The organism is Sphingomonas sp. 28-62-11, assembly GCF_002278865.1.
Lineage (GTDB): Bacteria > Pseudomonadota > Alphaproteobacteria > Sphingomonadales > Sphingomonadaceae > Sphingomonas.
Genome location: NZ_NCGB01000007.1, coordinates 1 through 20,119, shown reverse-complemented (window position 1 = coordinate 20,119; position 20,119 = coordinate 1). Strand labels below are relative to the sequence as shown.

Below are 20,119 nucleotides of genomic sequence, written 5' to 3'. Positions count from 1 at the left end.
TCAAGCAAGAGCGGCAATGATCGCCTCGCGGAGGGCGGTTTTGTCGCTGGCCCGCGCAAAGCTGTGCGACGCCGTGTCGATCGTTACTGTTGGGCCGTGATACCCGGCCCGCGCGGAGGCATCTGCAAAGGCAATCGCGGTTGCGTCGCCCGATGCGAGAATGATCGAAACGTCCGGGCGATCGGCAAGGGCACCGAAAACGGACCGTTCCATTGCCGACAATTCCTTCGATTGATTCTGCGAAACCTTTGACAACCCACTGACTAGCTTCCCGAAGTTGACCCGGCCGGTCATCAGACGGACCCAGCTCGCGGGATCGCGTAGCCGCTGCGCGTAGCGGGAACGGATCGCGGCGGCAGGCGGCAAGTCGTCATCGTCATCGCTGACCCAGGGGTTGGCGAGGATCAGTCGGTCGAATGCCTCGCCGCTGTAGAGCAACAGTGCGGTTGCCGCGTCACAATTGCCGAAGCCGACCAGACGATCGACCTGGGGCGCCGCTGTCCGAAACGCCGAAACCGCCGCCATGATGTCACGCCCGGATGACGCAAAGCCGCCGTTCTCGCCCGATGAGTCGCCGATACCGCGCCGATCGAACCGGAATACCGGATAGCCTGCCGCCGCCAGTTCAGCCGCCAGCAACGCCATCCCGCGATGTGCGCCGCAGCGGATTTCGTTGCCACCTGAGACGATCAGCAGCCCCGTTCTCCCCGCCGCCTCGTCCAGCGAGCCGACCAGCGTTTCGCCCGCGCAGCGAAAAGGGATCAGGCGACGCACTGGCGCACCCAATCGGCAAGATCAGCAGCGAGCAGCGCGGCGAGGGCAGGATCATTGCCCGGTTCTGTGCGACGCCATATCGGTGCGCCGGGCAGTTTCATGTCGGCGGAGGCAGGGTCGCTATCCAGCCGCACCGTACGCAACGGCGCGCTCGGTATCGGCACGTCGTCGGCGGCTTCGAGTGCGTTGATCATCGCTCGCCCGATAACATTGCCAGCGGCTTCGACCGGATGGTAATCCAGCCCCCCGACATAATCACCGGCCACCGCCCGTGTTCGCATGAGGTCGCGCAACACAGCTTGTCCCGTAACCGGTGACAGCCGCCAGACGCCTGAGAGCCCCGTGGCGCTGTTAACGACCGCCCCGCCTCGGATCGATGCGAGAATGACGCGAGAAGCAGGGCTCTGGGCTGCCAGCAGCCCTTGAAGGGCCATCTGCCAATGATCGAGCATCGCATCCTCGGTTGGCACCACGCTTTCGCCTTGCCCGGGCAGATCGGGCAGCAGGCTCGCCACGCCGTGATCCGCCAATCCGCGACAGATCGTCACCGCGAAAGCGCGCGTCCGGTTATGCTCTTCAAACAGGGCAGGCAGCATCACAACGACCGGGCCATCAGCGGGGCCGAAGCGTAACATCGCCTCGCGCCCGCCCGCCCAGTCGTAATGATCGATCACCCGAGTGCCCGGTCTGCCGCGAAGCGAGTGAGCGCGCCCAGCGTCGCCATCATGTCGCCATCGACCTCGTCATCCTCGATCAGGATGCCGAGCCGATCCTCAAGTTCGGTCAACACGCCGGCCACGGCAAGCGAATCGAATTCGGGTAGCGCGCCGAACAGCGGGGTATCGTCGGTAAAGTCGGCCATGCGCTCGTCACTGATCGCCAGCACGTCGCGCAACACCGCGCGCACCGTCGCTTCAACCTCGGCTTCACTCACTGGCGCCAACTCGATCCCCCTTGCGCAGTCACAGTCAAGCGAGGCCGTTAGAGAATTGCCGCGCGCCTGCCAAGCGTAGCGCCGACCGACGTCACGCTATTGGCAGCGCGGCGCAAGCAGGTATCAAGGGATATGATCCTGCTCGATCCCGTGCCCCATCCGATCGATCACTTGCCTGGCCGCGGTGCGCCAGCCGATATCGCGATCGCCGATCGTATAGGCGAGATGACCTTTGCCGAGCTGGAACAGGTGGTGGGATCGCTTGCGGGATGGCTGGCGGGGCAGGGACTGCAGCCGGGCGACCGGGTCGCGAGCTGGTTGCCCAAGACTCGAACCGCCTGCCTGATGCCGCTCGCCGCGCCGCGCGCAGGGCTGGTGCACGTGCCGATCAACCCGCTGCTCAAACGCGCGCAAGTGGCGCATATTCTGGCGGACAGCGGGGCAGGGTTGATCATCACGCAACACGCGCGGGCGAGCACGCTGGAACCCGGCGATGTGCCGACGTCATGCTGTCAGGTCGTTGAGGATGATGTAGGCCATGCTGACGTCATGCCGCCATCGGGCGCCGATCCGCAGGCTTTGGCGGCGATCCTCTACACCTCGGGCTCGACCGGGCAGCCCAAGGGTGTGATGCTCAGCCATGCCAATCTGTGGCTCGGTGCGATCAGCGTGGCGCATTATCTGAACGTCACCTCCGCTGACCGGACCTTGTGTGTGCTGCCGCTCAGCTTCGATTATGGGCAGAACCAGCTATTCTCGACCTGGGCGGCGGGCGGCAGCGTGGTGCCGCTGGATTATCTGACGCCACGCGACGTGATTAAAGCGGTCGATCGGTTTGGAGCGACAACACTGGCGGGAGTGCCGCCGCTGTGGAACCAGTTGCTCGATGCCGAATGGCCCGATGACGTCGCTGCCAAACTGAAACGGCTCACCAATTCGGGCGGTGCGCTGACGGTGCGGATGGTACACGAGCTTCGGGAGCGGTTTCCAGCCGCTGGTCTCTACCCGATGTATGGCATTACCGAGGCTTTCCGGTCGACCTATCTCGATCCCGCGCGGGTCGATGCTCACCCCGAATCGATGGGCCTCGCGATCCCTTTTGCCGAGGTGATGGTGGTTCGCGCCGACGGCACTCGCGCTGACGCCGGAGAGGCGGGCGAACTGGTCCATGCCGGACCGCTTGTTTCGATGGGCTATTGGCGGGATGAGACACGCACGGCCGAGCGCTATCGCCCCGCGCCGCCCTTCTTCGAATCCGGCGGCATGGCGGTATTCTCGGGCGATCAGGTGATCGAGAGTGCCGATGGGCTGTTCCGCTTTGTCGGGCGGCAGGATGAGATGATCAAATCGGCCGGTAACAGGATCAGCCCAACAGAGGTTGAGGAAGCTGTGCTGGCAGGCGGGGAGGCGACGGAGGCGGTTGCGATCGGGGTGCCTGATGAGCGACTGGGTCAGGTGATTGTGGTGGTCGCTCGTGCCAATGGTTCCGCCGAGGTCGCCGAGCAGGCCTTGCGTGATCGGCTGCGGCGTGATTTGCCAAGCTTCATGCAACCGGCCCGATATCACTGGCGCAACGCCCTGCCGCGCAACGCCAATGGTAAGCTCGATCGGGCAGCGTTGAGGGCCGAGGTGGCATCATGAAGCCGATGGGGCCGATCCCGCCAGCCTTTGCCGATCAGCACGGCGACCTCGTCATTGCCGGGAAGACATGGGCAGACTGGATTGAAAAGGCTGGAGATACGCCGCTTTTCATCTATGATTTTGGAATCGTTGCTGCCCAAATCGCCGAGCTGCGCGCTGCGTTGCCAGCCGGCGTTGGCATCCATTATGCCGTGAAGGCCAATCCCTTCGCGCCGCTGGTGCGTGCCATCGCACCGCTGGTCGATGGCCTCGACATCGCCTCGGCGGGCGAATTGACGCTGGTGTCGCGCGAGGCGCCCGGCCTGCCGGTGAGCTTCGCGGGACCGGGCAAGCGCAATGATGCCCTGGCGGCAGCAATAATAGCGCGCGTCGCGATCAATCTGGAATCGGCGGGCGAAGCGACACGTGCGCTGGCGCTTGGCGATCGGCTGGGTATCACCCCCCGGCTGGCGGTGCGGGTGAACCCGTCGTTCGAACTACGCGGATCGGGCATGCGGATGGGCGGGCGCGCATCGCCGTTTGGGGTCGATGCCGATGCCGTGCCGGCGCTGGTGGCGATGATCCAGCGTGCCGGGGCCGAGTGGCGTGGGCTTCACATCTTTGCCGGTTCGCAAACGCTCGATACGGCAGCGATCATCGACAGCCAGGCGGCGACCTTGGCGCTGGCGGGCGATCTGGCTGACCGGATCGGCGCTACCCCTCCGCTCGTCAATCTGGGCGGCGGCTTCGGCATTCCCTATTTTCCGGGCGATAGGCCGGTTGACGTCACTGCTATTGGCTGTGCCCTGGGTGACGCCTTGGCGTCAGCGTCCGCATCACTCACCGGGGCGAGCTATGCCGTCGAACTCGGCCGCTGGCTGGTCGGCACCTGCGGAGTTTACCTCACGCGGGTAATCGACCGGAAGGAAAGCAGGGGCGAGACATTTCTCGTCACCGATGGCGGGTTGCACCACCAGCTTGCCGCATCAGGCAATTTCGGCACTGTTGTGCGCCGGAACTATCCCGTTGCGGTCACGCACCGGATGGGCGAGCCCGCCGTCGACATGGTTACCGTGGTCGGCTGCCTTTGCACCCCGCTCGACCGGCTGGCAGACCAGGTCACGCTGCCCCAAGCCGAACCCGGCGACGTGATCGCGGTGTTCCTGGCAGGCGCATACGGCCTATCGGCCAGCCCCACGGCGTTCCTGGGGCACCCGCTGCCGATGGAGCTTCTGGCGGGTTTACCAGACAATCCTAACGCTATCTTCACCTCTTGAACCGATATCACTGGCCATAGCTACGTGTAGAGCCGGTTGACGCCACCGATCTCTGCGCGCCAGCCGGAGGGTGAAGTGATGCGTTTGCAACGGTTTTCCAGGGTTTTTGGCGGGTCGATCGCGATGGCCACGCTCGTTTCGGGATGCATTCCCGGCGGCGGTCGTCCAGAATTGCCGCCTGCTGCCTTTGTCGCCTCGCAGGAGCAGCCGGGCGAAGAATATATCATCGGCCCGCTTGATCAGCTGAACATCTTCGTCTGGCGTAACCCCGAATTGTCGGCAAAGGTGCAAGTGCGCCCTGATGGCCGCATCACCACGCCACTGATCAGCGACATGCCCGCCGTCGGCAAAACCCCGGCGATGTTGGCGGACGACATGAAGATCGCGCTGGGCGAATATATCAAGGACCCGATCGTCTCAGTCATCGTCGAGAATTTCTCGGGGACGTTCAGCCAGCAGGTCCGGATCGTCGGTGCGACGGAAAAGCCAGCTTCGTTGCCGTATCGCGCCAACATGACATTGCTCGACGCGATGATCGCGGTGGGCGGCCTCAGCGAATTCGCGGCCGGCAACAAGGCGCGGTTGATTCGCTATGATCGGAACACCGGCCGCCAGCGCGAATTCCAGCTGCGCCTTTCGAGCCTGCTCAAGAATGGCGATTCATCGGCCAATGTGAAGCTCCAGCCCGGTGACGTCATCATCATCCCGGAAAGCATGTTCTGAGGATGCTGGCATGAACGGCCTTTACGACGAACTGCGCATTGCGCTGCACGGCATTTGGAAGCGCCGCTGGCTCGCGCTGGCGGTGGCCTGGGGCGTGTGCGTGCTCGGCTGGCTGGTCGTATCGCAAATCCCCAACAGCTATCAATCGCGCGCACGCGTTTCGGTACAGATGCAATCGATCCTGCCGAGCAAGATCGGCATTACCGCCGATGAGCAATCAAAGGACATCGACCGCGTTCGCCAGACGCTGACCTCCGCCGTCAATCTTGCCAAGGTTGTGCGGGGCACTGACCTTGCCGCGACGATCGCCACTGAGCGCGACGTGGCAGACCGGGTTGCGAGCTTGCAGGCGGCGATCAAGGTCACTGCGCAGCAGGATAACTTGTTCGAGATCACCGCATCGTCGACCAGCCCGAAGCTTGCGCGCCAGATCGTCCAGAAGCTGATCGAGATTTTCGTCGAGGAAAATCTGGCCGGCGACCGCGACGAAACGACCCAGACGCTCCAGTTCCTGGACGGACAGCTCGCCCAGCGCCAGAAGCAGTTGCAGGATAGCGAGGCGAAGCGCGCCGATTTCCAGAACCGCTATCTGGGTGCTTTGCCTGGTTCGGGAACGCTCAATGAGCGGATCGGCAGCGCACGGAGCCAGATGGCGCAGGTCGATGGCGATCTGGCCGCCGCGCAGAGCGGTCTGGCGGCAATCACCGCGCAGATGGCAGGCGTTTCGCCCAGTGTCGCTGGTGGCGGTGGCGGGGCAGCAGGACCTGCGCGCGCGCGGGTCAACGCGATCCAGGGTCAGCTCGCCGAGGCGCGGGGCCGTGGCTTCACCGAATCACACCCCGATATTGTCGCGCTGAAGAATCAGCTCGCGCAGGCTCAGGGTGTTGCCCGCAACGAGCCGCTTAGCGCGGGGACAGCAGGATCGGGCAACCCCGTGTTCATGTCGCTCCAATCGCTGCGGGCTGACAAACAGGCACAGGTTGCGGCCCTGATGGCGCGCAAGGGCCAGCTGCAAAGCGATCTCGATCAGCTCCAGTCCAAATTGAGCGGCGATCCTGGCGTGGCTGCAGAGCAGGCGCAGCTCGAACGCGATTATCAGGTTTTGAAAGACCAGTATGACAAGCTGCTGGCCGACCGCGAGGACATCAAGCTGCGCGGCCAGGTGCAGAACCAGACCGATGCGATCAAGTTCAGCGTTATCGACCCACCCACTGCGCCGCGCGCGCCAACGGCACCCAATAGGCCCATGTTGTTGACTGGCGTGCTGATCGCCGGGCTCGGTGCAGGCGTGGGTGCTGCCTTCGCGCTCGGCCAGTTGCGCACGACTTTCCCGACCGCAAGCCGCCTTGAGCGCGCGACCGGGATGCCCGTGATCGGTTCGATAGGCGCGATGGTGACCGATGCGCAGCGCGCGTTAACACGCAAGCGGCTAACCTATTTCGTCGGCGGATCGGGCGGCCTGATGGCCGCCTATGTCGCGCTGATCGGGGTTGAATTTCTCCAGCGGGGGTTGGCGGCATGAGCGAGATGCGGCCCATCCGCCCCGGCGGCTCGCTGCTCGAGCGGGCAGCGGCAGTCTATGATTTCCAAGCCGAGTTCCGTGCGGTGGGGCCGGCGGCGAAGATCACGCCTGCGCCGCTGCCCTTGCCGGTTGCGAACACTGCGCCACCGCCGATCGCTGAAACACGCCCCGCGGTGCCTGCCGCCTCGCCCGAAGCCCCGATTGCCCGTCGCGCAACTGGCCCCGGCGTTATCGACCGTAATTTGCTCGCTGTGCAGGGCTTGCTTGTGCCCGGTGCGCCCGTCGGCGTCCTCGCCGAGGAGTTCCGGCTCGTCAAACGTCAGCTGCTGCTCACTGCTCGCACGGTAAAAGCCACGCAGGGTGACCGGTCACGAACGGTCCTTGTCTGTTCAGCCAACCCGAACGAGGGCAAAACCTATTGCTCCCTTAACCTCGCCCTCTCGCTCGCCGCCGAGCGCGATACCGAGGTGCTGCTGGTCGATGCTGATTTTGCCAAGCCCGATGTGATGGCGCGGCTCGGGCTCAAAGAAGGGCAGGGGCTGCTCGATGCGCTCGCCAACCCAGCGATCGATATCGAGGCGTGTGTCGTCCACACCGATATTCCCCAGCTCAGCCTGTTGCCGGCCGGCACCAAGAGCAACCAGGATACCGAGCTGCTCGCCAGCGCGCGAACATCGGTGCTGATCCAGCAATTGCTCGACGCCAATCCGCGCCGGATCGTGATTTTCGATTCGCCGCCCGCGCTTGCCGCATCGCCCGCAGCGACGCTCGCCCAGCATGTCGGGCAAGTGATGATGGTGGTGCGCGCCGATCAGACGAGCGAGGGCGATCTGCGCGATGCCGTCGGCCTGCTTGCCGGCTGTACCGAGATTCAACTGGTTCTCAACGCCGTTTCCTATGCGCCCGGCGGGCGCCGATTTGGCAGCTATTATGGCTTGGAGGAGCCCAAATGACGCGGATCGCGATCATCATCACCGCGCTGAGCGGCGCCTGTATCGCGGCAACGCCCGCCGATGCCCGCAAGCGCGAGATCACGCCCTATATCGAGATTGGCCAGATCGTCTCGGCGGATCTCAACACCAATGACGTGCTGACCTATTCGACCGTCGCAGTCGGGGTCGATGCGTCGGTTTCCACCCGCCGGGTCGAGGCACAGGTGAGTTACCGCTATGAACGGCGCATCGGCTATCAGGACAAGCTGGATGACGGCGACGTCCACAGCGGGCTGGCGCGCGCGGCGGTGAAGGTGGTGCCCGGCGTCAGCGTCGAAGGCGGGGCAATCGCGACGCGCGCCAGGTCTGACGTGCGCGGGGCTAATCCCGGCGTCTTGGTCGGCAATGTCGATAACATCGCGCAGGTCTATTCCGTCTATGCTGGTCCGTCGGTCGGCACCCATGTTGGCCCCGTCGGAGTCAGCGCGAGCTACCGTTATGGCTATACCAAGGCCGAAGCCGTCAGTTCGACCGGGGTAGCCCCCGGCGAGCCCCGGCTGGATGCGTTTGACAGTTCGCGCAGCCAGGTGGCGCAGGCGAGCCTGAACTTGAAATCGGGCACGGTGCTGCCGGTCGGCGTCACGCTCAGCGGCGCTTGGGAACGCGATGATGCGACCCAGCTCGATCAGAAATATGAGGGCAAATATGCCCGGGCCGATCTGCTGCTCCCGGTCAGTGGCTCACTCGCCATCGTCGGCGGTGCAGGCTACGAAAACATCCAGATCACGCAGCGCGACGCGCTGATCGGCCCCGGCGGCCAGCCCGTGGTGGACGGCAATGGCCGGTTTCAGACCGATCCTGCCAGCCCAGCACGGATCGCCTACAGCTTTGACGGTATTTATTACGATGCCGGTGTCGCATGGCGGCCCAGCAAGCGCACACAGCTCGAAGCGCGGGTCGGCAAGCGTTATGGCACGACCAGCTTTACCGGATCGTTCAGCTATGCCCCCAGCCAGGCCGTCGCGATCAGCGTTGGTGTGTATGATGGCATCCAGACCTTTGGTCGCCAGCTGCAGAACGGCCTCGCCAATGTCGGCACCAGCTTTAATGCGGGTCGCCCCGGCGGCTTTGGCGGTGAATTCAACGGTTGCATCTTTGGCGCAGAAGGCGGTGCTGCGGGCAATTGCCTGAACGGTGCGCTGCAATCGATCTCGACCGCCGCCTATCGCGCCCGCGGCGTCAATGCGCTCATCTCAGTCAGCCGTGGTCCACTCAGCTTTGGCGCGTGACCGATGAAAGCTATTATGCACAGGCGTTCATCTCGCGTGCGCTCGACAGTCGGACGTCGATCGATGCAACGGCATTTGCCAATTATTACCAGAGCAACCTTACCGGTGCGACCGACGTATATGGCATTGGCGCGACCGGCACATTCAGCAAGCGCTTTGGGCGATTGGGGACGCAGGCGTCGGTTGGCGTGTACAGCTTCAGCCAGCAGGGGCAGGACACGACGATATCGGTGCAGGGCTTGCTGGGCGCGCGTTACTCGTTCTGATTGCGAGCGGGCGTCGGGCTGGTTGGGAAGACGATGAATGTACGATGATCATTATGGATTGAGCGGCCGGCCGTTCCAGCTGACGCCCGATCCACGCTTCTGGTTCGAATCGGCCACGCACAAGAAGGCGATGGCCTATCTTGGCTATGGGCTGAGCCAGGGTGAGGGGTTCATCGTCGTCACCGGGGATATTGGCGCGGGCAAGACGACACTTGTCGGCCATTTGATGGCGACGATCGATCATGAGCGGCTACACGCGATCAAGATCGTGTCGAGCCAGATCGAATCCGATGATCTGCTGCGGATGGTGGCGACCGGGCTCGATATCGAGTCGACGAACCTCGTAAAGGCTCAACTACTCGCCGCGATCGAGCGGGGGCTGCACGCGGTCGCGCGGAGCGGGCGGCGCACCTTGCTGATCGTCGATGAGGCACAGGCGCTTCCCGTGTCGGCGCTCGAAGAATTGCGGATGCTCTCGAATTTCCAGGCGGGCGGCCATGCGCTGCTCCAGATCTTTCTGCTCGGCCAACCCGAATTCCGCCGTCAGCTGCAGGGCGCGGCGGGGCTGGAACAACTGCGCCAGCGCGTGATCGCGATGCACCATCTCGATCCAATGGGTCCGCAGGAAATCGAACCCTATATGCGCCACCGGCTTGCCGTGGTTGGCTGGCAGGGGCGGCCGCAATTCACGCCCGATGCGATTGCCGCTTTGTACCGCGGTTCGGAGGGTGTGCCGCGCCGCCTGAACCAGCTGGCCGGCCGAGTGTTGCTGTTCGGCGCGATCGAGCAGATCGATACGATCGATGCCCGCGCAGTCGATGCGGTGATCAACGACATCGCGGGTGATCAGCCCGTTATGGCGCCGCCAGCTGCCCCCACGCCAGAAGCAGTTGCCAGCACGCGGCCAGCGCCTGCGCCCGAACCTCTGCCGATGCGCCACGATGCAGCGTGGCAGCCGCCCGGGCCGCCCCCCGAGGGCGGTGGTCGCGAAACGTCAGCGCTTGAAGCGCGCGTCGCCGCCCTTGAAGCGCGCCTTGAGGAGCAGGAGCTTGCGTTGCGCAGGATCCTGACCTTGCTGATCGACTGGGTCGAAAGCGACAGTCAGCGCCCTGATCTGTCCTCACTGCGCAGTCCCGCTGCATGAACGCTGTCACCGCCTTTCCCGCCACCGATACGCGCGTATGCAATGCCATGTCAGTCGATGTGGAGGACTGGTTTCAGGTCGGCGCATTTGAAGGCGTGATCGACAAGGCCGATTGGCCGACGCTGGAAGCACGGGTTGAGCGCAATACAGATGCCGTGCTCACGATGTTTGCCGAAACGGGCATTCAGGCGACATTCTTTACGCTTGGCTGGGTAGCAAAGCGCAACACGGCGTTGATCCGTCGGATCGTCGATGCAGGGCATGAAATCGCCAGCCATGGCTGGGATCACCAGCGTGTCTTCACGATGACTGCCGATCAGTTCGCCGCCGACCTAAGGGCAGCACGCGAAACGATTGAGGATGCCGCCGGTGTCGCCGTTACGGGATATCGCGCGCCGAGTTTCTCGATCGATCAGCGCACGCCCTGGGCGCATTCGGTGCTTGCCGAGGCCGGCTACCGCTATTCGTCGAGCGTCGCGCCGATCGCGCATGATCATTATGGCTGGCCCGATGCGCCGCGCCACGCCTTTCGCCCGGTGGCGGGTGCCGATCTGATCGAATTGCCGATAACCATAGCGTCGATCGCCGGTCGCGAGATGACGACGGGCGGCGGGTTTTTCCGGCTATTCCCCGGCGCGATCACCCATCGGGCCGTGCGCCAGGCCAATGCTTGTGATCAGCGCCCGGCGGTGTTTTATTTCCATCCCTGGGAGATCGATCCCGGCCAGCCGCGCGTTGCCAATGCGCCGCTCAAATCGAAACTGCGCCATTACAGCCGGTTAGGCGCGATGGCGGGCAAGCTGCGCACGCTCATCGCCGCGCACCACTGGGGCCGGGTCGATAGCGTCATCGCGATCGAGGCTGCGCGGCTGCCATGACGATGCCGCTGCTCGCCATGCCGCTGGGGCTTCGCGCCGCCGATCTGCACGACGCTGCCGATCGCGCGAGGATTGCCGCATTCGTCCGTGCCCATCCGGATGCCACGCCGTTCCACTTGCCCGAATGGAGCATTGCCGTCGCACACGGCTGCGGGCAGCGGGCACATTGCCTGGTGGCCGAGCGCGCCAATGGTGACATCGTTGGTATCCTCCCGCTGACCGAGATCAGTTCCCCGCTCTTCGGTCGTGCGCTGGTGTCGACGGGCTTTGGCGTCGGAGGTGGCATTTTGGCGACGGGAGACGACGCCGTGCAGGTGCTGGGCGAGGCGGGCTGGGCGCTCGCCGAACGGCTGCATTGCCCGACGATGGAGTTGCGCGGCGGCCCGATACCTGAAGGCGACTGGCAGATCGACAGCACAACCTATCTCGGCTTCGCGCGCGATCTGGCCGCCAATGACGATGCCGAACTCGCGGCAATTCCTCGCAAACAGCGCGCCGAGGTCCGCAAGGGGCTGGGCAACGGGTTGGAAGTGACGACCGGCTGTCACGATACCGACTTGGACGCACACTATTGTATTTATTCGCAATCAGTACGTAATCTGGGAACGCCCGTGTTTCCGAAGCGACTGTTCCGCGAAACTTTACGCGAATTTGGTGAATCGGCCGATATCCTCGTCGTTTGGGACGGGGAAAAGCCAGTGGCAGGTGTGTTGAGCCTATATATGAACGGCGTCGTCTATCCCTATTGGGGCGGAGGCACACAGGCAGCACGCGGCCTGCGCGCAAACGACCTTATGTATTTCGCGTTGATGGGCCATGCCCGGCGGCGCGGCTGCACACGGTTCGATTTCGGCCGATCAAAGGCGGGAACGGGGCCTGCCGCGTTCAAGAAGAATTGGGGCTTTGATGGGCAGCCGCTGCATTATGCCAAGCGCGCGCCCACAGGCCAGCAACCACGCGAGATCAATCCGATGAGCCCGCGCTACCGGTTGCAAGTCGCCGCGTGGCGCAAACTGCCACTTTGGATGGCCAATACGCTTGGCCCGATGATTGCCCGGGGGCTCGGCTGATGGGTGACATCCTGTTCCTCACCCATCGAATCCCCTATCCGCCTGACCGGGGCGACAAGATCCGCGGGTTTAACATCGTGCGCTATCTGTCGACACGAAAGCGCGTCCATGTGATCGCCTTCGCGGATGATTCGCGCGATCTGAAGCGCAAGAACGGCCTTGCCCCTTTTACCGGCAACCGATCAATCGTTTGGCGATCGAAACCGCGCTGGCTGGCGGCCCTGCAGGCGCTCGCATTCCGTCGCCCGGTGTCGCTGACCGCGTTTGAAAACGCATCGATTCAGGAGGCGGTCACCAATCTGCTGGCGCGCCATTCGATCGACACGATCTTCGTTTTTTCAAGCCAGATGGCGCAATATCTGCCGACCAAGCCGCGGCAAAAGGTGATCATGGATTTCGTCGACATGGATTCGGCGAAGTTCGACGCCTATGCCAAGACATCGTCGGGCCTCACCCAATGGATGATGCAGCGTGAGGGGCAATTGCTGCTCGCTCATGAAAAATCAGTCGCGGCCAAGGTCGATGCCAGCCTGTTCGTTAGCGAGGAAGAGGCTGCATTGTTCCGCGAACGCACCGGCGCAAAGCGGGTGCACGTTGTAGAGAACGGCATCGATACAGTGTTTTTTGATCCGGCAGCGTCCTTTAAACGCATCGAGACCACGGGCGCGCTGATCGTGTTTACAGGCCAGATGGATTATCGCCCGAATATTGAGGCGGTAACCTGGTTCGTCGACACGATTTTGCCGCACATCCAGGTGGCTCATCCCAGTGCCCGCTTCGCGATCGTCGGGCGCAACCCCACCGACGCCGTCAAGGCGCTGGCCCGGCAGCCGGGCGTGATCGTGACCGGCGAAGTTGCCGATGTGCGCGGCTGGCTCGCCGCCGCCGCCGTGGTTGTCGCCCCGCTGAAGCTAGCGCGCGGGATCCAGAACAAGGTGCTTGAAGCGATGGCGATGGCTCGTCCAGTGGTGGCCTCGGCCGCAGCTGCCGAAGGTATCGATCACGCCAATACGATCCTTACCGGCAGCACGGTGGGCGAAATCGCCGAGGAGGTAAACCGCCTGCTCGCTGATCCGGTGAAAGCGACGGCGCTGGGGCTGGCGGCCCGTGAACAGGTGTCCACACGATATAGCTGGGATGCGCGGCTTGCTGTCCTCGATACGATCCTGGGGATGAGCGCCAAGGTACCACCGATGCGCAAGTCGGCCGCATGACGATGGCCTTTCCGGCCGCCGATTTTCAGGCGGACGGCGGGGCGGCATCGGCCACCGCGTGGCGGCGGCAGGGCGCGATCCTGTTCGGCACGGCAATCGCGCTGCTCGCGTTGTTCTGGAAGGACAGCGCCGATCTCGCACGGATTTGGTGGACAAGCACGACCTTCGGGCACTGCCTGTTCATTGGGCCCGTTCTGTTCTGGCTGGTGTGGCAGCGTCGCGCCGATCTCGCCTTGCTGCATCCCGTCGGTTGGTGGCCCGGCCTTGCGCTGGTGATGATTGGCGGGTTTGGCTGGTTCATCGGCGATGCCGCTGGCTTAGCGCTCGCTCGGCATCTGGGGCTGATCATCATGCTTCAAGGTGCTGTGGTGACGTTGCTGGGCCCGCAGGTCACGCGCGGGCTGTTATTCCCACTCGCTTATGCCTTTTTCCTCGTGCCGTTCGGGGAATCGCTGGAAGCGCCGCTTCAATCGACCACCGTTGCGATGGTGATGCCGCTGCTCGCGGTAGCCGGCGTTCCCGCCACTGTTGATGGGGTGCTGATCACGATCCCAAACGGCTATTTCGAGGTGGCCGAAGCCTGTTCGGGCGCCAAGTTCGTCATCGCGATGATCGCCTATGGCACGCTGGTCGCGCATGTCGCCTATGTAGCCTGGCCGCGCCGGATTGCCTTCATGGCAATGGCGCTGATCGTGCCGGTAATCGCCAATGGTCTGCGCGCCTTCGGCACCATCTATGCCGCACACCTCACCTCAGTAGAGGCGGCGACGGGCATGGACCATATCATCTATGGCTGGGTGTTCTTCGGGCTGGTGATGGCCGCTGTGCTCGCTATCGGCTGGCATTGGTTCGATCGTGATCCCGACGCGCCCTGGTTTGATGCCGCCGCGCTGCAACATGTGCCTGGCCAGCGGATCGAAGGGCTGATTGCCGCAGCGCTGGCGATGACAGTGGCGTCGGGCTTTGTCGGATGGGCAGGGGCCATTTCGGCGCAGACAGCAGCATTGTCCAATCGGATCGTCTTACCGAGCGTACCGGGCTGGACGCGCACCGCCCCCAATCTCGTAGCACTCTGGCAACCGCATTACCCCAGTGCAGATCACGTCGTATCCGGTCGTTATGTCGATGCGCAGGGGCGCAGCGTCGATCTTGCCATCGCCGTTTTCGGCAGCCAGCGCGAAGGTAAGGAACTCGTTTCGTTCGGCACGGGCGTGCTGCGCGAGGATGATCGCTGGGTACGCGTCGAAAGCCTGCCAGAGATCGCGGGGGGCAGCGCCATGCGCATCACCGCGCCCGGTCCGGTCGAACGCGTGGTCGTGACATGGTACCGGATCGGATCGGTGGTGACCGCCAGTCCACGGGTCGTGAAAGTAGAAACCCTGAAAGTGAAACTGTTCGGCGGTTCGCCAAGGGCAGTCGCCCTGCACGTTTCGACACAGGTGATGCAGGGCGATGATCCCGCCGCGACGATTGCGCGCTTCATGGCGGCGGCGGGACCGATCGATCGACTGGTGGACCGGGTCGCCAGCGGCCACTAAAGCGATGTGCACGGTGCCAATCATCGGCGGGGGGATTTCAGCCAAACATGTGCGGCATTGCCGGTATCTTCTATCCTGCCACGCCCAAGCCCATTGATCCTGCGCGCATAACGGCGATGGCCAATGCGCAGGCGCACCGTGGGCCCGATGGATCGGGGGTCTGGACGGCACTTGGCGTTGGGCTTGGTCATCGGCGGCTGGCGATCATCGATCTCGGCGGTGGCGCCCAGCCGATGGCGAGTGCGGATGGGGCGCTGACCATCACCTTCAACGGTGAAATCTATAATTTTCAGCAAGTACGGGCCGAACTGGAAACGAAGGGCGCGCGCTTTCTGACCAATAGCGATACCGAGGTGCTGTTGCACGGCTGGGCGGCCTGGGGTCCGGCGATGCTCGAGCGTCTGAATGGCATGTTCGCGTTCGCGCTCCATGATTCACGCGCGCAATCGCTGTTCCTCGCGCGCGATCGGCTGGGGGTGAAACCGCTCCATTATGTCGAACTGTCGGACGGCGGCGTTGCCTTTGCCTCGGAACTGAAAGGCCTGCTCGCGCACCCGTTGCTCCGGCGCTCGCCTGATATCCGGGCGGTCGAGGATTACCTGGCGTTCGGCTATGTGCCCGACGATGCCTGTCTTGTTGGAGGCGTGAAGAAGCTCGCGGCGGGGCACAGTCTGCTGCTGACCCGCGGTAAGCCGGTGCCCCCGCCCCATCAATGGTGGGATATCGATTTCAGTCGCCGCGCGACCGGGACGGCAGCGGCGCTCGGCGAGCAGTTGATCGATTTGATGCGCAACGGGGTGCGCTCGCGGATGCTGGCCGATGTGCCGCTCGGCGCGTTTCTGTCAGGCGGAGTCGATAGCTCGGCAGTGGTGGCACTGATGGCCGAGGCGTCGAAGCGGGCGGTGAAGACCTGCACGATCGGCTTCGACACCGCCGATCATGACGAGCGCGGCTATGCGAACCAGATCGCGGCGCTGTTTGCGACCGAACATCGCGAGCGGATAGTCGCGGCGGATGATTTTGCGCTGATCGAGACGCTAGTCGCCGCCTTTGACGAACCCTTTGCCGATGCGTCGGCGCTTGCCACCTACCGGGTGTGCGAACTGGCGCGCGAACAAGTGACGGTGGCGCTGTCAGGCGACGGCGCGGACGAAGCATTTGCCGGCTACCGCCGCTACCGATTTCAGGCGGCCGAGGAGCGGATAAGGTCGTTGGTCCCTGCCACTTTTCGATCGTCACTGTTCGGCAAGTTGGGGGCACTATACCCGAAGGCGGATTGGGCACCCCGACCGCTTCGCGCAAAGACCACTTTGCTTAGCCTGGCAGATGATGGCGCGTCCGCTTACGCGCGCTCCGTTGGCGTCACGACGCCTAACCTCCGCGCGAAGCTGTTCACTGATGCAGCACGGCAGGCGCTTGGTGGGCATGTCGCCGAAACCCGATACATCACCACCATGCTTGATGCCCCGGCCCGCGAGGCACTGGACCGAGCACAATATGCCGATTTCAAGCATTGGCTGCCGGGCGATATCCTCACCAAAGTCGATCGGACCAGCATGGCCGTCAGCCTGGAAGCACGCGAACCCTTGCTTGATTACAAGCTGATCGAATTCGCCGCGACGCTCCCCGTTTCGATGCGGATCAGGGCGGGGGAGGGCAAATGGATCATGAAAAAGGCGATGGAGCGCTATCTGCCACGCGACATTCTCTATCGCCAGAAAATGGGCTTCGTGACCCCGATCAGCGCCTGGTTTCGTGGCGCGCTGGCTGACGAGGCGGCGGCGCTTGCATCCTCACGGGTGCTGGCGGGAACGGGGTGGTTTGAAATGCCCGCCATCGCCAAGCTGGCCGCCGATCACCGATCCGGCCGTGCTGAACACGGCCGGACACTTTGGCAATTGGTAATGCTCGAACGGTCGATGCAACGCTTGTTTGGGTAAACCTGATTATGGATGACCTATGCCGTTCATTGACATTGCGGCGTGGAGCGTCAGCGCGATCAGGCAAAGCGACGAGAGCGAGAACAGCGTAAATCGAACGATCACGCGGTTGACCAGCACTTGCACCAGGCTGTGCGCCACGCGCAGCCCGACATAACCCCAGGCGATGGCCAGATTCACGCCATCGCCGGTGCCGATCAGCGCATGGGTGATCGCGATCGCATAGAAAATCGTCGGCTGCTCATGCAGGTGGTTATAGTTATCCGCCGGCCATTGCTGCTTGGGGGGAATGATCGCCTTCAAGTCCGATCCTGCGCCGCCGACCAGGTTGAACGTGTCGATCTTTGCTTTGCGCATGGCGGGGAGCCGCGTCGCATACATCCAGAGCCACATAACGAGGCTCCACGCCGCCAACGCGACGACGGTAGCAAGAATTGGACTGTTCATGACAAAAAAACTCCCCCCGGGATTGGTTTCCGAGGGGAGCGGTGACTCACTATGTTTCGAAATGCAACCGATCAGTCGAAGATCGCGCCCCAACGGCGCTTCGCGCGGTCCTTCCAGAGGCCACGGTGATAAGCATCCGACGCGAGCAGCGGCATCACCGATCCGGCTTCGGCGAACACCATCTGTTCGATGCCGGTGTTCACCTTGCCCCAGCTCGCCGCTTCCTGCAGCGTCGATGACGAGCAAGCACCGTCGCGCACATCGGCAACAGTGATCTGCACCGCGTATTTATGCACTTCGACATCGTCATGACCGAGGATTTCAGCGCAGACGACAGTGTCCTGGATGAAGTTCTTCGGCACGCCGCCACCGATCATCAGCAGGCCGGTGGTGCCCGCCTTGATCTTAATGTCGGTCAGCTCGCGGAAATCGGCGATGGCGTCGAGCACCATGTACGGCTTGCCCGCCTTTACCGAATCGACCTGATGCTTGACGAGGCCGAAGCCCGCCGAGCTGTCGACAAAAGCCGGGCAGAAGATCGGCACGTCATGCTCATACGCCAGCTTGACGAGGCTGTTGTCCTTCTTGCCGTGCTCCATGAGATACTTGCCCATTTCGCGGATGAAGGCGCGGCTCGAATAGGGGCGCGGCTCGAGCGTCTCGGCGATCTCGAAGATCGTGTGGTCGACGTGCTGAAGCTCTTCCTCGTCGATATAGGTATCGTAAATCCGGTCGATCAGGAGCGAGCGCAGCGTATCGTCATCGGGCACTTCCAGCGCCTGATAATGTTTGTGGCCGAGCCCTTCGAAGAAATCCATGTCGACGATCGTCGCGCCCGTCGCGACGACGCAGTCTACCATGTTGTTGCGGATCAACTCGGCATAGAGATCCATGCAACCGCCCGCCGAGGTGGAGCCAGCGATCACCAGGCAGATCGTGCAATCGGGATCGGCGAGCATCTGGTTGTAGATGCCAGTAGCGCGCGAGAGATCGCGGCTGGTGAAGCTCATCTTGCCCATCGCCTCGACGATTGGCCGCGCATCGAAGCTGGTAATGTCGATATGCTCGACCTGGGTAGAGAGCAGTTCGGCTTTGCGCTGATCGTTGGTGCGGCTGGGGGTGAGCGTGTCGGTCATGAATAGATCCTCGAATAACTACCGTCACCCCGGCCTCGAGCCGGGGTCCCGCTTCTTCTCCACGGCGGAGATAGGCAGCGGGCCCCCGGGTCAAGCCCGAGGTGGCGGGTAGAGTGGTAGTTGGTTGTTACAGTGTGACGACGTTCGACGGAACAGCGACGCGCTCTTCCTCAACGTACAGCGACACCATCGGCTCATCGTCGACGATCACCGTTTCGTCTGATCCGAACCCGTTGAACGCGGTCCGCATGGCGGAGCCATAGGCGCCGAGCATGCCGATCTCGATATAATCTCCGGCCTGGATATCGGCAGGCAGCATGAACGGCCCGGCCATGTGATCCATGTCGTCACAGGTTGGCCCGTAAAAGCTGAACGCCATGTCGCGCGCATTCGAATCGGGTTCGCGCAGCAGCGTGACAGGGAAGCGCCAGCCGATATGTGCCGCATCGAACAACGCGCCATAAGCACCGTCGTTGATATACAGCTCGTCGCCGCGACGCCGTTCGACGCGCACGATGATCGAGCTATATTCAGCACACAGCGCACGACCGGGCTCGGCCCAAAGTTCTGCCGAATAGGAAATTGGCAGGCTTTCGAACGCGCGGTGAATCGTCGCGAAATAACGCTCGAGCGGGGGCGGTTCCATGCCGGGATAGCTCGATGGGAAACCTCCGCCGACATCGACGACGTCAACGGTAACGCCTGCATCGACGATCGCTGCGCGGACACGCTCCATCGCCTGGGCATAGGCCTCCGGCGTCATCGCCTGGCTACCGACATGGAAGCAGATGCCAAGCGCATCAGCTGCCTGACGCGCCGCTAACAGCAATTCGCGCGTCTCACCCGGCGCTGCACCGAACTTCGATGCAAGGCTCAGCTTCGAATGCTCCGACGACACGCGAAGCCGGACGCAGAGCGTCAGGTCGGTCGCGTCCTGGGTGGCCGCCATGATCTTCGTCAGCTCTTCCATGCTGTCGAGCGAGAACACGCGGACGCCGTGGGTGAAATAGGCCTCGGCAATTGCCTCTGGCGCCTTGACCGGGTGCATGAAGCACAAGGTCGCCCCCGGCAGCGTCGACGCGACCAGTCGCACCTCGGTAATCGAGGCGACGTCGTAATGCGTGATGCCGCTCTGCCAAAGCACCCGAAGCAGATCGGGCGAGGGGTTGGCCTTCACCGCATACATTGACCGGCCCGGAAACTTCTCAACGAAGAATCGGGCGGCCCGCGCAGCAGCGTGGGGACGAATTAGCGTGACCGGCTGAACCGGCCGCGACGAAAGAACGATTCCGATGGCGGAACCGACCTGGGGGCTTGCTAGCTCCCGCGCGCTATGATGCTTGTGCAACTCAAGGGACCTCCAAATGTCGTGAGACAAAACGAAAAAGCTGCCTTGCGGTTGGAAGTCCCATGGG

19 protein-coding genes are annotated in these 20,119 nt (G+C 63.2%); 13 read left to right on the top strand and 6 right to left on the bottom strand.

All coding sequences use genetic code 11. The features are described 5' to 3' along the window. Genes B7Y49_RS03275 through B7Y49_RS03265 form a run of 3 tightly spaced genes read right to left on the bottom strand, consistent with a single transcriptional unit; the run spans position 1 to position 1,708 of the window. Positions 1 to 774 carry a hydrolase 1, exosortase A system-associated gene (locus B7Y49_RS03275; RefSeq protein WP_374126141.1) on the bottom strand — a complete coding sequence of 258 codons (774 nt, stop codon included), beginning with the start codon at positions 772 to 774 and terminating at the stop codon, positions 1 to 3. Continuing rightward, the gene (locus B7Y49_RS03270; protein ID WP_374126140.1) at positions 762 to 1,448 is read right to left on the bottom strand and encodes a hypothetical protein; all 687 of its coding nucleotides are present in this window, start codon (positions 1,446 to 1,448) and stop codon (positions 762 to 764) included. The genes B7Y49_RS03275 and B7Y49_RS03270 overlap by 13 nt, the downstream gene beginning before the upstream one ends. After that, a complete protein-coding gene (locus tag B7Y49_RS03265; protein ID WP_374126139.1) occupies positions 1,445 to 1,708 on the bottom strand; it encodes an acyl carrier protein in 264 nt (87 codons plus the stop codon). The genes B7Y49_RS03270 and B7Y49_RS03265 overlap by 4 nt, the downstream gene beginning before the upstream one ends. Before the next feature lie 132 nt (positions 1,709 to 1,840). Between B7Y49_RS03265 and B7Y49_RS03260 the strand changes: the two genes are divergently transcribed. The 13 genes from B7Y49_RS03260 (at position 1,841) to B7Y49_RS03200 (ending at position 17,121) form a co-directional block, all read left to right on the top strand. Next, positions 1,841 to 3,349 (top strand): AMP-binding protein, encoded by a 1,509-nt coding sequence (locus tag B7Y49_RS03260; protein ID WP_374126138.1) that lies wholly within the window; start codon positions 1,841 to 1,843, stop codon positions 3,347 to 3,349. Beyond that, on the top strand, positions 3,346 to 4,605 hold the full coding sequence (locus B7Y49_RS03255) for a pyridoxal-dependent decarboxylase, exosortase A system-associated (protein WP_374126137.1): 1,260 nt from the start codon (positions 3,346 to 3,348) through the stop codon (positions 4,603 to 4,605). Before B7Y49_RS03260 ends, B7Y49_RS03255 begins: the two co-directional genes overlap by 4 nt. Before the next feature lie 123 nt (positions 4,606 to 4,728). Then, positions 4,729 to 5,328 (top strand): XrtA/PEP-CTERM system exopolysaccharide export protein, encoded by a 600-nt coding sequence (locus B7Y49_RS03250; RefSeq protein ID WP_374126136.1) that lies wholly within the window; start codon positions 4,729 to 4,731, stop codon positions 5,326 to 5,328. Positions 5,329 to 5,338: 10 nt separating this feature from the next. Continuing rightward, positions 5,339 to 6,850, top strand: coding sequence for an XrtA system polysaccharide chain length determinant (locus B7Y49_RS03245; protein ID WP_374126135.1), 1,512 nt, complete (start codon positions 5,339 to 5,341; stop codon positions 6,848 to 6,850). Next, positions 6,847 to 7,803 (top strand): AAA family ATPase, encoded by a 957-nt coding sequence (locus B7Y49_RS03240; protein ID WP_374126134.1) that lies wholly within the window; start codon positions 6,847 to 6,849, stop codon positions 7,801 to 7,803. Before B7Y49_RS03245 ends, B7Y49_RS03240 begins: the two co-directional genes overlap by 4 nt. After that, positions 7,800 to 9,071, top strand: a complete 1,272-nt coding sequence (locus B7Y49_RS03235) for a hypothetical protein (RefSeq protein ID WP_374126133.1) — start codon at positions 7,800 to 7,802, stop codon at positions 9,069 to 9,071. Before B7Y49_RS03240 ends, B7Y49_RS03235 begins: the two co-directional genes overlap by 4 nt. Continuing rightward, positions 9,068 to 9,337 (top strand): hypothetical protein, encoded by a 270-nt coding sequence (locus B7Y49_RS03230; protein ID WP_374126132.1) that lies wholly within the window; start codon positions 9,068 to 9,070, stop codon positions 9,335 to 9,337. The genes B7Y49_RS03235 and B7Y49_RS03230 overlap by 4 nt, the downstream gene beginning before the upstream one ends. Before the next feature lie 37 nt (positions 9,338 to 9,374). Beyond that, complete coding sequence (locus B7Y49_RS03225) at positions 9,375 to 10,481, top strand: ExeA family protein (protein WP_374126131.1); 1,107 nt, start codon at positions 9,375 to 9,377, stop codon at positions 10,479 to 10,481. Beyond that, complete coding sequence (locus B7Y49_RS03220) at positions 10,478 to 11,359, top strand: XrtA system polysaccharide deacetylase (protein WP_374126130.1); 882 nt, start codon at positions 10,478 to 10,480, stop codon at positions 11,357 to 11,359. Before B7Y49_RS03225 ends, B7Y49_RS03220 begins: the two co-directional genes overlap by 4 nt. Continuing rightward, positions 11,356 to 12,429 carry a FemAB family XrtA/PEP-CTERM system-associated protein gene (locus tag B7Y49_RS03215; protein WP_374126129.1) on the top strand — a complete coding sequence of 358 codons (1,074 nt, stop codon included), beginning with the start codon at positions 11,356 to 11,358 and terminating at the stop codon, positions 12,427 to 12,429. The genes B7Y49_RS03220 and B7Y49_RS03215 overlap by 4 nt, the downstream gene beginning before the upstream one ends. Continuing rightward, on the top strand, positions 12,429 to 13,643 hold the full coding sequence (locus B7Y49_RS03210) for a TIGR03087 family PEP-CTERM/XrtA system glycosyltransferase (RefSeq protein ID WP_374126128.1): 1,215 nt from the start codon (positions 12,429 to 12,431) through the stop codon (positions 13,641 to 13,643). Before B7Y49_RS03215 ends, B7Y49_RS03210 begins: the two co-directional genes overlap by 1 nt. After that, entirely contained in the window at positions 13,640 to 15,181 is a 1,542-nt protein-coding gene (gene xrtA / locus B7Y49_RS03205) for an exosortase A (protein WP_374126127.1), read from the top strand. The genes B7Y49_RS03210 and xrtA overlap by 4 nt, the downstream gene beginning before the upstream one ends. Positions 15,182 to 15,228: 47 nt before the next feature. Next, positions 15,229 to 17,121 (top strand): XrtA/PEP-CTERM system amidotransferase, encoded by a 1,893-nt coding sequence (locus B7Y49_RS03200; RefSeq protein WP_374126126.1) that lies wholly within the window; start codon positions 15,229 to 15,231, stop codon positions 17,119 to 17,121. Positions 17,122 to 17,127: 6 nt separating this feature from the next. Here B7Y49_RS03200 and B7Y49_RS03195 read toward each other — a convergent pair whose 3' ends face one another. The 3 genes from B7Y49_RS03195 to B7Y49_RS03185 form a co-directional block, all read right to left on the bottom strand. Further along, on the bottom strand, positions 17,128 to 17,568 hold the full coding sequence (locus B7Y49_RS03195; RefSeq protein ID WP_374126125.1) for an MAPEG family protein: 441 nt from the start codon (positions 17,566 to 17,568) through the stop codon (positions 17,128 to 17,130). 71 nt (positions 17,569 to 17,639) lie between these two features. Next, positions 17,640 to 18,704: a deoxyhypusine synthase family protein gene (locus tag B7Y49_RS03190; protein WP_374126124.1), complete on the bottom strand. Its 1,065-nt coding sequence runs from the start codon at positions 18,702 to 18,704 to the stop codon at positions 17,640 to 17,642. Between the two features lie 127 nt (positions 18,705 to 18,831). Continuing rightward, on the bottom strand, positions 18,832 to 20,052 hold the full coding sequence (locus B7Y49_RS03185; protein ID WP_374126123.1) for a type III PLP-dependent enzyme: 1,221 nt from the start codon (positions 20,050 to 20,052) through the stop codon (positions 18,832 to 18,834). Positions 20,053 to 20,119: the final 67 nt, after the last annotated feature.